Annotated in this window: 12 protein-coding genes; 11 read left to right on the top strand and 1 reads right to left on the bottom strand. The window is 71.7% G+C overall.

All coding sequences use genetic code 11. The features are described from left to right. Positions 1-82: 82 nt before the first annotated feature. From ABH937_RS26835 to ABH937_RS26855, 5 genes are all read left to right on the top strand, one after another. Entirely contained in the window at positions 83-1,360 is a 1,278-nt protein-coding gene (locus tag ABH937_RS26835; protein WP_370219743.1) for an ATP-binding cassette domain-containing protein, read from the top strand. 4 nt (positions 1,361-1,364) lie between these two features. Beyond that, positions 1,365-2,102 (top strand): hypothetical protein, encoded by a 738-nt coding sequence (locus ABH937_RS26840; protein ID WP_370219744.1) that lies wholly within the window; start codon positions 1,365-1,367, stop codon positions 2,100-2,102. Between the two features lie 241 nt (positions 2,103-2,343). After that, entirely contained in the window at positions 2,344-3,276 is a 933-nt protein-coding gene (locus ABH937_RS26845; protein WP_280693717.1) for a FadR/GntR family transcriptional regulator, read from the top strand. Positions 3,277-3,668: 392 nt separating this feature from the next. Further along, a complete protein-coding gene (locus tag ABH937_RS26850; protein WP_280693716.1) occupies positions 3,669-5,309 on the top strand; it encodes an RNA polymerase sigma factor in 1,641 nt (546 codons plus the stop codon). A 237-nt stretch (positions 5,310-5,546) separates the two neighbouring features. After that, positions 5,547-6,455, top strand: a complete 909-nt coding sequence (locus tag ABH937_RS26855) for a trypsin-like serine protease (RefSeq protein WP_370219745.1) — start codon at positions 5,547-5,549, stop codon at positions 6,453-6,455. 108 nt (positions 6,456-6,563) lie between these two features. Here the strand turns inward: ABH937_RS26855 and ABH937_RS26860 are convergent, their stop codons facing one another. Continuing rightward, positions 6,564-6,794: a hypothetical protein gene (locus ABH937_RS26860; protein ID WP_280693714.1), complete on the bottom strand. Its 231-nt coding sequence runs from the start codon at positions 6,792-6,794 to the stop codon at positions 6,564-6,566. Between the two features lie 504 nt (positions 6,795-7,298). Between ABH937_RS26860 and ABH937_RS26865 the strand changes: the two genes are divergently transcribed. The 6 genes from ABH937_RS26865 to ABH937_RS26890 all read left to right on the top strand — a co-directional run bounded on the left by ABH937_RS26865 (position 7,299) and on the right by ABH937_RS26890 (position 14,446). Continuing rightward, complete coding sequence (locus ABH937_RS26865; RefSeq protein ID WP_280693713.1) at positions 7,299-9,410, top strand: DNA topoisomerase IV subunit B; 2,112 nt, start codon at positions 7,299-7,301, stop codon at positions 9,408-9,410. Positions 9,411-9,585: 175 nt separating this feature from the next. Beyond that, on the top strand, positions 9,586-10,074 hold the full coding sequence (locus tag ABH937_RS26870; protein ID WP_370219746.1) for a DUF1453 domain-containing protein: 489 nt from the start codon (positions 9,586-9,588) through the stop codon (positions 10,072-10,074). A gap of 30 nt (positions 10,075-10,104) precedes the next feature. Beyond that, positions 10,105-11,265, top strand: a complete 1,161-nt coding sequence (locus ABH937_RS26875) for a sensor histidine kinase (protein WP_370219747.1) — start codon at positions 10,105-10,107, stop codon at positions 11,263-11,265. A 177-nt stretch (positions 11,266-11,442) separates the two neighbouring features. Further along, on the top strand, positions 11,443-12,111 hold the full coding sequence (locus ABH937_RS26880; protein ID WP_370219763.1) for a response regulator: 669 nt from the start codon (positions 11,443-11,445) through the stop codon (positions 12,109-12,111). A gap of 182 nt (positions 12,112-12,293) precedes the next feature. Further along, positions 12,294-12,794: a DUF485 domain-containing protein gene (locus ABH937_RS26885; RefSeq protein WP_280693710.1), complete on the top strand. Its 501-nt coding sequence runs from the start codon at positions 12,294-12,296 to the stop codon at positions 12,792-12,794. Then, a complete protein-coding gene (locus ABH937_RS26890; protein ID WP_280693709.1) occupies positions 12,791-14,446 on the top strand; it encodes a cation acetate symporter in 1,656 nt (551 codons plus the stop codon). The genes ABH937_RS26885 and ABH937_RS26890 overlap by 4 nt, the downstream gene beginning before the upstream one ends. Positions 14,447-14,472: the final 26 nt, after the last annotated feature.

A 14,472-nucleotide genomic window follows, 5' to 3' on the forward strand; every position in this document is an offset into this window, starting at 1 on the left:
CTAGGGTGCTGAATCCGGAGCGGGCGCTGAATCCGGGCGGCAACGCTGCCAGGGCAGCCGGAGCAGGTGGGAGCAGCCAGCGATGATCCAGGTCAATGGACTCACCAAGGTCTACCGTCGGGGCCGTCGCCCGGCGCTGCTGGACCTCGGCTTCGATGTCGGCCCCGGCACGGTCACGGCCTTGCTGGGGCCGCCGGAGGCGGGCAAGACCACGGTGCTGCGCCTCATGGTGGAACTGGAGCGCGGAAAGGGCGTGACCCTCTTCAACGGGCGCCCGTACCGTCTCCTGCGCCACCCCGAGCGCGAGGTCGGCGTACTCCTGCCGACGGCGCATCGGCGGACCGGCAGCCTCGGTCGGACCGCCCGGGGGCACCTGTGGATGTTGGCCGCCCAACTCGGCGTCCCGGCGCGGCGCGCGGACGAGCTGCTGGAGCAGACCCGGCTGGCGAGCGTCGCCGAACATCGTCTGCGCGCGTTCTCCCCGGGCATGAACCGCCGCCTGGCCCTCGCGGTCGCGCTGCTCGGCAACCCGGACGCGCTGCTGCTGGACGCCCCGACCGAGGGGCTGTCACCGCGCAACGCCGACTGGCTGCACGCCTTCATCCGGGCCTTCCCGGCCGGTGGCGGATCCGTGGTGGTCAGCACCCGCAGCCCGCAGGAAGCGGCGCTGCTGGCCGACCGGGTGGTGACCCTCGACGAGGGACGGCTGGTCGCGGACCAGCCGGTGGCGGAGTTCCGCCGCACCAGGCTGCGGCCGGAGGTCGTCGTCCGCGGCCCGCAGATGGCCCGGCTGGCCGACCTGCTGCTGACGCAGGGCGCCCAGGTCCGCCAGGACGGCAGTGCCCGGCTCGCGGTGAGCGGTTTCGGCCGCACCGAGATCGGCGAACTCGCCTACCGCAACAGCATCCTGCTGCACGAGCTGGCCGACCGGGTGGTCGAGCAGCCGGCACCGCGCGCGACGCTGCCGGCCGCGGCTCGGCCTGGCGCTGCCCCAGCCGTCCAGGTGCGCCGGCTGACCCCGCTCGCCGCAGGTGCTCGGAGCAGGTCGACCGCCCTCAACGCCTCCACCGCCCTCAGCGCCTCCGCCACCCTCAGCGCCCCCACCGCGCTCGGCGAACCCACCGGGTCCACCGCCCTAGGGGCGTCCAGCGGCTCCGCGTCACCCCACCCGCTGCCCGAGCCCGGCGCCCCGGGCGACCTCACCGGCCTGCCGCAACCCGCCACCCCGCCCGAGCCCGTCACCCGCCCCGAGCCCCCCGCACCCACCGGGCCCTCGGCGTCCCACGGCGACCCCATCCCCGCCCCCACTCCCGCCTCCACCCCTCAGCCCCTGACCGGGCCCGACCACTGGAACGGATGATCACGTGCGCGCATTGGCCTACGAAGGGCGCCGCCTGCTGGGCCTTCGGTCGAGCTGGCTGATCCTCGCCGTCACCCTGCTGGCGGGTTCCGTTCTGGCAGCCGTGCTCGCCCGCCGAGCCGCCCCAGACTCGCTCACGGCGCCCGAGGCGGCCCGACTGGCCACGGCAGCGGTCCCGGTGCTCCCGATCCCGCTCGCGGCCCTGGCCGCCGGGCTGCTCGGCGCGCTGGCGGTGGCCCACGAGGTCCGCTGCCCCGGACTGCCGGCCTCCCAGGTCCGTTACACCGCCCGGCTGCGCCTATTGCTCGCCAAGCTCGCCGTCATCGGGGCTGTCTCGGCGCTGCTCGCTCTGGCGGCGCTGCTGCTGGACTCGCTGACGGTCCGGCTGGTCCTGTCGCGCACCGGTCCGCCGGTCCGCCTGCTCACCCTCGAATCCCTGCACACCGACCACCGACTGGTGCCGCTGCTCGCGACCTTCGTCGCGCTGGTCGTCGCGGCCGGCTGCAGCGGTGTGCTGGCGGCGGCGCTGACCCGCAGCGCCATCGCCGCGGTCCTGCTGCTCTGCGCGCTGCCGACGCTGATCGGGCAGCTGGCGCTGCCGACCGCGCTGGATCTGCTGCACCACGAGGGCGTCTCCTGGGCGCCGACCCACCCGGCCCGAGCGGTCGCGGTGGTGCTAGTGCCGGTCGCGGCGCTGCTGGCCGGCTGCCTGCTGGCCCAGACCCGCCGCCGCTCGTTCTGACCGCCCTGCCCACTCGCCAGCCCTGCCCACTCGCGAGCCCTGTCCACTCGCATGCTCTGCCCCGCCGGCCCCGCCCGCCGCCCCCAGGTCCGCCAACCGACCTGATCCTGAGCCGTCCTGACCACCCGTCAACTCGACTCACCCCGCCGCCCCCCGAAACTCACCTCACTCGCCTGACCGGTATGGCCATTTCTTCCTGATAAGAAGTCAATTATCCATCCACGGGCGATCACCCTTTCGTGTGCTTTTCACGAGAATCCTCAAGTCGGGCTCTCCGATCGCCGACAAAGGACGTGTGAGTACCCTTGCGCACCCCGCCATGACAGCCGCCCGCACCGCCGAGCCGCCCGCACCCGGCGCTGCTGAGCTCGACCGTTTCTCCTACGCCGATCGGCCGACTCCGCCCGTCCCCCGTTGGGATGGCGTGGAGAGTGATCTCGCCCGGGTCGGCCGCAAGACCACCAGCAGCCGTGGCCGCGGGCTGCACGGGCAGCTGGTCCAGCAGCTCGGCCAGATGATCGTCTCCGGTGACCTCGGGGCGGACCGCCCGCTGGTCCCCGAGGAGATCGGCCAGCGCTTCGAGGTCTCCCGCACGGTGGTGCGCGAGTCGCTGCGTGTGCTGGAGGCGAAGGGCCTGGTCAGCGCCCGTCCGAACGTCGGCACCCGGGTCCGCCCGGTCGGCGACTGGAACCTGCTCGACCCCGACATCATCGAGTGGCGTGCCTTCGGTCCGCAGCGCGACGAGCAGCGCCGCGAGCTGTGCGAGATGCGCTGGGCGATCGAGCCGCTGGCCGCCCGCCTCGCCGCGGGACACGGTCGCGAGGAGATCCAGCAGCGGCTGACCGAGATGACCGAGATCATGAGCCACGCCGTGGCTCAGGGCGATCTGATCACCTTCTCCCGCGCCGACGCCGAGCTGCACGGCCTGATCCTGCAGATGGCGGGCAACCGGATGCTGGAGCACCTCTCCGGCATCGTCGCCTCGGCGCTGCAGGTCAGCGGCGGTCCGGCGACGGCCTGCGAGCGGCCCACGGACGCCTCGGTCAGCGTGCACGCCCGCCTGGTCGACGCGATCGGCACCGGTGACGGCACCGCGGCCGAGGCGGCCGTGCGCGCCCTGCTCACCGTGCACCCGGACGTCGAGCACGCGGTGCCCGCGCCCCGCGAGCACTGAGCGGACCGGCCACCGAACCATCGGACCTGGGCAGCGCCCTCCGGATGCCCGCGCGCAGCCGCGGTGGCCCACCCGGAGGGCCCGCCGCCGCCCGGACGACGGGACCCGGGGGCTCGGTCGAGGAGGCGTGTGACCTGTGCCACGAGCGGCATGCGTAACACTTGAGGGGCGGCAGCGATGTGTACGGAGCGGAAGCAGCTCCGGAATACCCGCGCCATGTCAGAATGCTGTGTTGGTCTGCGGCGCTGCTGCCGTCCCACAAACCCAGCGTCCTGCAAACCCAGTCCTCAAGTCCGAGCCGGTCGGAACCTGTCGTGCCCTGTGGCACGTGCTCCTTCCTCGCCCTCTCGGGCGGTCCGGTACGGGTTCGAGTCCACTCTTCGTCCGAGAGGTTGTTCGTGTCGGCCAGCACATCCCGTTCGCTCCCCCCCGAGATCGCCGAGTCCGCGGCCCTGCTGGCGCTCATCGAGCGGGGCAAGGCCCAGGGGCAGATCGCCGGTGACGACGTGCGCCAGGCCTTCGAGGCGGACCAGATCCCGGTCACCAAGTGGAAGAACGTCATGCGCAGCCTCAACCAGGTACTGATTGAGGAAGGGGTGGACCTGATGGTGAGCGCGGCCGAGCCGTCCGCCGCCAAGCGCAAGAGCGTCGCGGCCAAGAGCACCACCAAGCGCACCGCGACCAAGGCGGTCACCACGCGTACCCCGTCCGCCCCGACCAAGCCGCCGGTGCGGATCGCGCCGGCCGCGACCGTGGCGCCGGCCGCCGTGGCCTCCGTGGTCTCGGTCACTTCGATCACCACCACGGTCGGTGCCTCGGTGGACGACGCGATCGGCGTCGAGTCGCCGGCCGCGGCTGCCAAGAAGGCCGCCGCACCCGCCGCCAAGAAGGCCGTGGCCAAGAAGGCCACCGCCCCCGCCAAGAAGGCGGTCGCGAAGAAGACCGCCGGCAAGGCCGAGAAGGGCGACGAGGAGCTGCTCGGCGACGAGGAGTCGACCGAGGACGTCGCGCTGCCCGGCGCCAAGGCCGACACCGAGGGCGAGCCGGAGGAGGAGTCGGAGGGCTTCGTCCTCTCCGACGACGACGAGGACGACGCCCCGGCCCAGCAGGTCGCCGTCGCCGGTGCCACCGCCGACCCGGTCAAGGACTACCTCAAGCAGATCGGCAAGGTCCCGCTGCTCAACGCGGAGCAGGAGGTCGAGCTCGCCAAGCGGATCGAGGCCGGCCTGTTCGCCGAGGACAAGCTGAGCCAGGCCGACAAGCTGGCCCCCAAGCTCAAGCGCGAGCTGGAGATCATCGCCGAGGACGGCCGCCGGGCCAAGAACCACCTGCTGGAGGCCAACCTCCGACTGGTGGTCTCGCTGGCGAAGCGTTACACCGGTCGCGGCATGCTCTTCCTGGACCTGATCCAGGAGGGCAACCTCGGTCTGATCCGCGCGGTCGAGAAGTTCGACTACACCAAGGGCTACAAGTTCTCGACCTACGCGACCTGGTGGATCCGCCAGGCGATCACCCGCGCGATGGCCGACCAGGCCCGCACCATCCGTATCCCGGTGCACATGGTCGAGGTCATCAACAAGCTGGCCCGCGTCCAGCGCCAGATGCTCCAGGACCTGGGCCGCGAGCCCACCCCGGAGGAGCTGGCCAAGGAGCTCGACATGACCCCTGAAAAGGTCATCGAGGTCCAGAAGTACGGCCGTGAGCCGATTTCGCTGCACACCCCGCTGGGCGAGGACGGCGACAGCGAGTTCGGTGACCTGATCGAGGACTCCGAGGCGGTCGTCCCGGCCGACGCGGTCTCCTTCACCCTGCTCCAGGAGCAGCTGCACTCGGTGCTCGACACGCTGAGCGAGCGCGAGGCCGGCGTGGTCTCGATGCGCTTCGGTCTGACGGACGGTCAGCCGAAGACGCTGGACGAGATCGGCAAGGTCTACGGGGTCACCCGTGAGCGCATCCGCCAGATCGAGTCGAAGACCATGTCCAAGCTGCGCCACCCCTCGCGCTCCCAGGTGCTGCGCGACTACCTGGACTGACAGCGGGCCCGACACGCTGGAGCGGTCGGGTTCAGCAGAGCGTCACGACCGGCGGGCCCGGGGCAGATCGACTGCCCCGGGCCCGCCGGCGTTCGGTGCCCCTGGGCCCGGACTGTCATCCGGCGGTCCGCCGGGTCCCTCGTCCGAGTGCTTGAGCGGCCATTGACGGGCACTCAGGGTGAGAGCCTGACTACGCTGTGGCGGTTGCCTGCTGTCGACCCGCCGGAGTGCACTGTGATGTCCCTCTCCTCCCAGCCGCCTGGCCCCGATGTCCGCCGCCTTCCGCGCCCATCGCGCGGCGCCCGCCGGCAGGCCGCCGCCCTGGCGCTGCTGGCCGTGCTGCCGACCGCGTTGGTTTCGCTGGGGGCCTCTCCCGCCCACGCCGACCGCCGGATCGTGGGCGGCTGGGCGGACAGCACGGTCCAGCGGCCCTGGGTGGTCGCGGTGGCCAGTCGCGCCCAGTTCGGGGACACCCGCTCCGGCCAGTTCTGCGGCGGCACGCTGGTCACGCCGACCAAGGTGGTCACCGCCGCCCACTGCTTCTACGACGAGCGGTACGGTCGGCCGACCGATCGGCCGGGGCTGGCGGTGATCGTCGGCCGGAGCGATCTGACCACCCAGGACGGCGCCGAGGTCCCGGTCACCAACGTCTGGATCCACCCGCAGTACTCGTTCGACCAGAACATGCAGGATGTGGCGGTGCTCACGCTGGCCACCCCCCAGGCCGGCCGCGCGGTGCTGCCGATGGTCGGCCAGGGCGAGAGCGCGCCGTATGCGCCGGGCACCCGCGCACAGGTCTACGGGTGGGGCGACACCACCGGGCACGCCACCTACGCGGACACGCTGCACGGAGTCGACGTGCCGGTGGTGGCCGACTCGGTGTGTGCGCGCGACTACCCGGGGGGTTCGGACGGAACCTTCGATGCTCACGGCATGGTTTGCGCCGGCGAATCGCGCGGCGGCAAGGATGCCTGCCAGGGCGACAGTGGCGGCCCGCTGGTGGTGAACGGGCGGCTGGTCGGCCTGGTCTCCTGGGGCGCCGGCTGCGCCGAGGCCAAGCACCCGGGTGTCTACACCCGCCTGTCGGCGGTCGCCGACGCGGTCAACGCCCAGCTGTCGGACGCCGGTTCGGTGATCGCGCGGTAACGCACCGTGCCCCCGTGAATACGACGCTGGGCGGCAGGCCGCTAAGCCTGCCGCCCAGTGGCCGGCCCGCAAGGGCCGACCTCAGCACGTCAGTGAGGTGCCGAGCGCTCAGCGCTCGTCGCTGGTGGCCGAGGCCGCCGTGGTGGCGAGACGACCGCTCTCGTCCTGTATCTCCACGGCGATCTTCTTGAGCTCCGGCTCGAACTTCCGCCCGTGGTGGGCGCAGAAGAGCAGCTCCCCACCGCTTGCGAGTACGACGCGCAGGTATGCCTGGGCGCCGCATCGGTCGCAGCGGTCAGCCGCGGTGAGCGGGCTCGCAGGTGTCAGAACAGTAGTCACGTCGCCTCTTCTCTAGCTCGACGAGCTGTCGTACCAGGGTCAACATCCAACCAGGCCGAAAACGTTCCCGCTCGTGGCTTTTCTTCTCTGAGGATTCTGCTGTGTTGATGAGGACGTGCCCCGGGCGCCGGTGGTTCATGCCTGCCGGAATCCGCGACCTGTCCATCGCTCGAACGAATCTTCGAACTGTTGTCCGAGGGTGGGCGTAGCATAATCCCCTACTGGGTTGGAGCATAAGCCCCGCCCCGAGCACCGGTAGCCTGCATCTCGGCAGTTCCAGCGCTCGCGGTCGGCTCGACGGTCCGCCAGGATCCGTCGGGCGCGGGCGAGATGACCCTCTCGCGCGGCGAACCGGGTTCGGCCCGTGTTCGCGCAGCGCGTACAAGCTGCGGAGCCGGGGCGATCCGTGCAGCGGCCCGGGCGCGGGAGCGGGGACGCCGCCGGGGGAGGTCCGGGGAACCGCCGCCGGACCGAGTCAGATGTCTCTTTGGAGGAGTGCACCGCGTGAGTGCCGAAACGACCGTGCCGTCCGCCTTGCGCGCAGCGGAGGACGGATCCAACTACACCGCTCGGCACCTGCTCGTCCTCGAGGGGCTCGAAGCGGTCCGCAAGCGGCCCGGCATGTACATCGGCTCCACCGACAGCCGCGGTCTGATGCACTGCCTCTGGGAGATCATCGACAACTCGGTGGACGAGGCGCTGGGCGGATTCTGCGACCGGATCGAGGTCGTGCTGCACGACGACGGTTCGGTCGAGGTCCGCGACAACGGCCGCGGGATTCCGGTGGACGTGGAGCCGAAGACCGGATTGTCCGGCGTCGAGGTGGTGCTGACCAAGCTGCACGCCGGCGGCAAGTTCGGTGGCGGCTCCTACGCGGCCTCCGGCGGCCTGCACGGCGTCGGCGCCTCGGTGGTCAACGCGCTCTCCGCCCGGCTGGACGTCGAGGTGGACCGCAGCGGGCACACCCACGCGATCAGCTTCCGCCGCGGCACCCCCGGGCTGTTCACCGAGCTGAGCCCGGACGCCCCGTTCGATCCCGCCAGCGGCCTGACCCGGACCCGCAAGGTGCCCAAGACCCGCACCGGCACCCGGATCCGCTACTGGGCCGACCGGCAGATCTTCCTCAAGGAGGCCAAGCTCTCCCTGGAGAACCTGCACAGCCGGGCCCGGCAGACCGCGTTCCTGGTGCCGGGTCTGACCATCATCGTGCGTGATGAGCGGCTGACGGAGAGTGAGAAGGTCGAGGAGACGACCTTCCGCTTCGACGGCGGGATCGGCGAGTTCTGCGAGTTCCTGGCGCCGGACAAGCCGGTCTGCGACGTGCTGCGGCTGCGCGGCGAGGGCACCTTCAAGGAGACCGTCCCGGTCCTGGACGAGCTCGGCCACATGACCCCCACCGAGGTCACCCGCGAGCTCGGCGTGGACATCGCGCTGCGCTGGGGCGCCGGCTACGACACCACGCTGCGCTCCTTCGTCAACATCATCGCCACGCCCAAGGGCGGCACCCACGTCAGCGGGTTCGAGCGCTCGCTGGCCAAGACGGTCAACGAGGCGCTGCGCGCGGCCAAGCTGCTGCGCGTGGCCGAGGACGACATCACCAAGGACGACGCCACCGAGGGTCTGACCGCGGTGGTCACCGTCCGGCTGGCGGAGCCGCAGTTCGAGGGGCAGACCAAGGAGGTGCTCGGCACCTCGGCCGCCAACCGGATCGTGGCCGCCGTGGTGGCCCGCGAGCTCAAGGCCTTCCTGACCTCCTCCAAGAAGGACGAGAAGGCCCAGGCCCGCTCGGTGCTGGAGAAGGTGGCCGCCGCCGCCCGCACCCGGGTGGCCGCCCGCCAGCACAAGGAGGCGCAGCGTCGCAAGACGGCGCTGGAGACCTCCTCGCTGCCCGCGAAGCTGGCCGACTGCCGCAGCGACGACGTGGAGCGCAGCGAGCTCTTCATCGTCGAGGGCGACTCCGCGCTCGGCACCGCCAAGCTGGCCCGCAACTCCGAGTTCCAGGCGCTGCTGCCGATCCGCGGCAAGATCCTGAACGTCCAGAAGGCCTCGATCTCCGACATGCTGAAGAACGCCGAGTGCGCGGCGATCATCCAGGTGATAGGGGCCGGCTCGGGGCGGACCTTCGACATCGACCAGGCCCGCTACGGCCGGGTGATCTTCATGGCCGACGCCGATGTCGACGGATCGCACATCCGTTGCCTGCTGCTGACCCTCTTCCAGCGCTACATGCGGCCGATGGTCGAGCAGGGCCGGGTCTTCGCGGCCGTCCCGCCGCTGCACCGGATCGAGCTCACCAACCCCAAGCGCGGCATGGAGAAGTACCACTACACGTACTCCGACGCCGAGCTGCGCCGCACCATGCTGGAGTTCCAGGGCAAGGGCCTGCGCTGGAAGGAGCCGGTGCAGCGCTACAAGGGTCTGGGCGAGATGGACGCCGACCAGCTGGCCGAGACCACCATGGACCCGCGCCACCGGATCCTGCGGCGGATCAACCTGGGTGACCTGGAGGCCGCCGAGCAGGTCTTCGATCTGCTGATGGGCAACGACGTGGCGCCGCGCAAGGAGTTCATCGTGGACTCCGCCGCCACCTTGGACCGCTCCCGGATCGACGCCTGAGCCGGCCACGCGAGCCGGCCCCTGAGCCGGCCGGCCGACCCGGTTGAGGGGCCCTCCACCCACGGGTGGAGGGCCCCTCAACCGTGGGATCAACCCTGGAGCCGATCAGCTCGGCGGGCGGGATCCGTAGCGTCGTAGCCGTCAGATTCTCCCAGTCGAGACGGAGCGAAGTCCGATGACCGGCATCGCCAACATCCTCGTGATCCTCGTTGTGGTCGGGTTCGTCGCGAGCCGTCAGCTCCGGGCCCGCAAGATCGACACCGAGCGGCGCTTCTGGCTGCTGCCGCTGATCCTCTGCGCACTCGGGCTGAGCGACAAGCATCTGATCGACCCGGCCCACCAGGCCGCGGCGATCGGTCTGCTGGCCGGCTCACTCGTGGTGGTGCTGGCCATGGGCTCGGTCTGGGGCTGGACGGTGCGGATCTGGCGGGCGAGCGACGGCAGCGTCTGGACCAAGGGCACCGTCGCCACCGTGGCGGCCTGGGCAGGCATGATCGTGGTACGGATCGGGCTCTACGGCCTCGGCTCGGCACTGCACGTCCACCAGAGCGCCCAAGCGCTGTACCTCACCATCGGGGCGCTGCTGCTGGTCCGTGGCGCCGTGGTGAACTGGAGGGCCCGGGGCCTGGACGCCGCCCCGCACACGCTGAGCGCGGTGGGCTGACCCATCAGCACCGCCACCGGAGGAGCATCCGTGCAGTTGGATACCTGGACGCGCTGGCCCTCGCGGGAGGCCCTGGCCCGCGAGGAGCGCTCCCAGCCGGGCCGGCTGCTCAGCGTCGCAGGGCGGGTGGCGCTGGCCCTGACGGTCCTGCTCGGGACCGTCAGGGCCAGCCGGTTCACCGGGGCGGACGCCGTCGTCGCGGTGCTGGCGCTGCTGGCGGCGGTCGGGCTCTTCCAGCTGTTCATCCACAGCAGCCGACGGCACCTGATCCGCTGGGCGCTGCCGGCCGTCGCCCTGCTGCTGATCGTCGGCGCGGTGGCGGACCAGGTGGGCGCGGCGCTGCTGGCCAACGTGATCTGGTGCGGGCTCGCCGTCGTCGGGTTGCTCCGGCTGCCGCTGGCGGCGGCGCTGCCGACCTGCGGGGGAGCGCTCGCGTCCTATGCGCTGGCCACCCACGACAGTCTCCTGGCGCTGGTCGCCACGGTGGCCGGCCTGGTGCTGCTGGGTTATCTGCTCCGGCTGGACGCCGAGGCCCGGGCCACCGCCCAGCGGTTGCTGCAACAGGAGCGGGCCGCGCGGGCGGCCGAGGCGGAGAGCGCGGCACTGGCCGAGCGGGCCCGGATCGCCCGGGAGATCCACGACGTGCTGGCGCACAGCCTCTCCGCCCAGCTGGTCCACCTGGAGGCGGCCCGGCTGATGCTGGACAGCGGGGCCGAGCGGGAGCAGATCAGGGACCGGGTGGTGGCGGCCCGGCGGATGGCGCAGGAGGGGCTGGTCGAGACCAAGCAGGCGCTCTCCGCGCTGCGCGGCGAGTTCACCCCGGTCGGCGAGTTCCTGCTGGAGCTGGCCGGACAGGAGCAGGCCACGCTGACCGTGACGGGCACGCCCCGGCCGCTCGGCGCCGAGGCCGGGCTGGCGGTGCGGCGCACCGCGCAGGAGGCGCTCACCAACGTCCGCAAGCATGCCCCGCGCGCCCGGCGCACCGTGACGCTGCGCTACCTCGACCAGGCGGTCGAACTGGCGGTCAGGAACAGTGGCGCACCCACGGACCCCGGCGCGGCCGAACTGGCCGCGAGCGGCAGCGGCTACGGGTTGCTGGGGATGCGGGAACGGGCCGAGCTGCTCGGTGGCAGCCTGACGGCCGGGCCGGACGACGGCGGCTGGCTGGTGCTGCTGCGGCTGCCGACCTGACGCCGTCGAGGTGACCGGGGCGGGATCGGCGCGGTAGAACGGGCGGGCAGCGGGTCCAGTGAGATCGAACAGTGAGTGGGGTGGCGGGTGAACGGGCAGAGCGGTGCCGGTGGCGCGGGGACGGCGACCCGGGTGTTGGTGGCGGACGACCAGACGGTGGTGCGCGAAGGCATCGTCATGCTGCTGGGCCTGCTGCCCGGCATCGAGGTGGTGGGGGCGGCCACGGACGGTGAGGAGGCGGTCCGGTTGGTGGCGGAGCACGCGCCGGACGTGGTCCTGATGGACCTTCGGATGCCGCGCTGCGACGGCGTCGAGGCCACCCGGCTGATCCGGGCCCAGCACCCCGGTACCGAGGTCGTGGTGCTCACCACCTACGCCGATGACGACTCGCTCTTCGCCGCGCTCCAGGCCGGTGCCCGCGGCTACCTCACCAAGGACGCCGGCGCGGAGGAGATCGCCCGGGCCATCGCCGATGTCCGGGCGGGTGCGGCGGGTCTCTCGCCGCAGGTGCAGCGGCGGCTGCTGGAGCGGCTCGCCGGGCCGAGCGCGCCCTCGACCGCCTCGGCCGGCGCTGTGGACGAATCGGTGGACAGGCTGCAGCAGCCCCGGTCCGCCCGCCAACCGCAGCCGCTGCCCGACGGTCTGACGGCCCGTGAGGCCGAGGTGCTCGCGCTGATCGCCGACGGTCTCTCCAACGCCGAGATCGCCGAGGCGCTCTTCGTCAGTCCGGCCACGGTGAAGACGCACATCAACAACCTGTTCGCGAAGACCGCCGTTCGAGATCGGGCACAAGCGGTCAGTTATGCGTTCAGGCATGGTCTTTCCCGTGGTTCGCAGGCTGACTGATCTCACCTCATTGGGTGAAATGCCTGGCTGAATGCCATATTTCGGATTTCGACCCGCCATGATTGGACCCGTCAGGGCTCCGTCGGTACGCCGAATGGATCTTCGGGGCGGGTCGTCCGGAGTGCCCGGTGCCGATCTCCGACGCCCACCGCTCGGTGGTGCATCCCGTCCAGGGAGCAGCTTTGGCACAGCACGAAGTCACCGGATCACCCGGTCCCACGCCCCGACAGGGCCATCGGTTCGACTGGTGGTCCACCCCGGGCAAGCCCGACGCGGCCAAGCGGTCGGCCCGCCCGCGGGTCGGCGCGGCGCGGTCCGCCGTCCCGGCCCAGCGGTCGCTCCAGTCGCCCCCGCGCATGCCGGACCCGGCGTTCGCGGAGGTCTACCGGGAGGTCCAGCAGAGCGACGCCTTCCGGGAGATCCGGCGGGACTACCGGAGGTTCGTCTTCCCGGCCACCGCCGTCTTCCTCGGCTGGTACCTCGGCTATGTGACCGCCCAGGCGGTCGCACCGGACCTGATGCGCACTCAGCTCGTCGGTCCGTTCAGCGTGGCCTGGGTGCTGGGGCTGCTGCAGTTCGTCTCGACCTTCCTGATCACCTGGCTCTACGCCCGCAACGCCCGTAGCAAGCGGGACCGAGCCGCGCTCGGCCTGCGCTGGGAGACCCAGGACCAGCTGCGATGACACCTACCGCGTTCATCGCCGCCGCGATCACCACCAGGCCCGTCGTCGTCACCGGGGGCCGGCATCACGAACTGGCCGTGGTGCTCTTCGCCCTGGTGGTGGTGATCACCCTGGCCATCACCCTCTGGGTCGGGCGCCGGGGCCAGGCCGCCGAGGACTTCTACGCCGGCGGACGGGACTTCGGCCCGCTGCAGAACGGCATCGCGCTCTCCGGCGACTACCTCTCGGCCGCCTCCTTCCTCGGCGTGACCGGCCTGATCGCCCTGTACGGCTACGACGGCATGCTCTACAGCATCGGCTTCCTGGTCGCCTGGCTGGTCGTGCTGATGTGGGTGGCCGAACTGGTGCGCAACACCGGCCGGTACACGCTGGCCGACGTGCTGGCCACCCGGATGCGCGAGCGTCCGGTCCGCGCGGCGGCCGGCAGCGCCAGCGTGGTGGTCACCCTGCTCTACCTGATCGCCCAGATGGTCGGCGCGGGCAGCTTGGTCGCCCTGCTGCTGGGCACCACCGGAGCCGCCGCGAAGACCTGGACCATCGTCGCCGTCGGCGCCCTGATGATCATCTATGTGACGGTCGGCGGCATGCGGGCCACCACCTGGATCCAGATCGTCAAGGCCATGATGCTGATGATCGGCGCCGTGCTGCTCACCGTCTGGGTGCTGGTCCACTTCCAGGGCGACCTCGGTGAGCTGATGCACGCCGCGGCCCGCAGCAGCGGCGCGGGCGACCGCTACCTGGAGCCGGGCCTCAAGTACGGGGGCTCGGTCACCGACCGGCTCGACTTCGTCAGCCTGGGCCTGGCCCTGGTGCTGGGGACGGCGGGCCTGCCGCACATCCTGTCCCGCTTCTACACCGTGCCCACCGCCCGCGCCGCCCGCCGCTCGACGGTCTGGGCGATCGGCCTGGTCGGCGCCTTCTACCTGATGACCATCGTGCTCGGCCTCGGCGCCACCGCGCTGGTCGGCTCCAAGGCGGTGAAGGCCGCCAACTCGGCCGGGAACACCGCCGTCCCGCTGCTCGCGCTCAACCTGGGCGGCGGCGAGGGGAGCACCGGCGGCACCCTGTTGTTCGCCGTCACCTCCGCCATCGCCTTCGCCACGATCCTCGCGGTGGTGGCCGGCCTCACCCTGGCCTCCTCGGTCTCCTTCGCCCATGACCTGTACGCCCAGGCCTTCCGCCGGGCGGACCGGCCAGCCGTGACGGATCGTCAGGAGGTGGTGGTGGCACGGCTGGCGGCGGTGGTGATCGGCGGCCTGGCGGTCGTGCTGAGCCTCTTCGCCCAGCGGCTGAACGTCGCCTTCCTGGTCAGTCTCGCCTTCGCGGTGGCGGCCTCGGCCAACCTGCCCACGCTGCTCTACAGCCTCTTCTGGCGCCGCTTCACCACCCGTGGCGCCTGCTGGTCGACCTACGGCGGCCTGGTGCCGGCGCTGGTCCTGGTGGTCTTCTCACCGGTCGTCTCCGGCAGCAGGACCGCGATGTTCCCCGGTGTGGACTTCCACTGGTTCCCGCTGGAGAACCCGGGGCTGATCTCCATCCCGCTCGGCTTCCTGCTCGGCTGGGTGGGCACGGTCAGCGGCGAGGAGCGGGCGGACCCGGACAAGTTCGCCGAGCTGGAGGTGCGTTCGCTCACCGGTGCCGGCGCGGTCTGACCGCGCCGGGCGGACACTCGCGGGCC

The organism is Kitasatospora sp. GAS1066B (genome assembly GCF_041262605.1).
GTDB lineage: Bacteria > Actinomycetota > Actinomycetes > Streptomycetales > Streptomycetaceae > Kitasatospora.

Coding starts and splice junctions, on each gene's coding strand:
- ABH937_RS26870 (WP_370219746.1), top strand. CDS start 9,586: ATGACCGGCATCGCCAACATCCTCGTGATCCTCGTTGTGGTCGGGTTC.
- ABH937_RS26880 (WP_370219763.1), top strand. CDS start 11,443: ATGCTGCTGGGCCTGCTGCCCGGCATCGAGGTGGTGGGGGCGGCCACG.
- ABH937_RS26890 (WP_280693709.1), top strand. CDS start 12,791: ATGACACCTACCGCGTTCATCGCCGCCGCGATCACCACCAGGCCCGTC.
- ABH937_RS26835 (WP_370219743.1), top strand. CDS start 83: ATGATCCAGGTCAATGGACTCACCAAGGTCTACCGTCGGGGCCGTCGC.
- ABH937_RS26855 (WP_370219745.1), top strand. CDS start 5,547: ATGTCCCTCTCCTCCCAGCCGCCTGGCCCCGATGTCCGCCGCCTTCCG.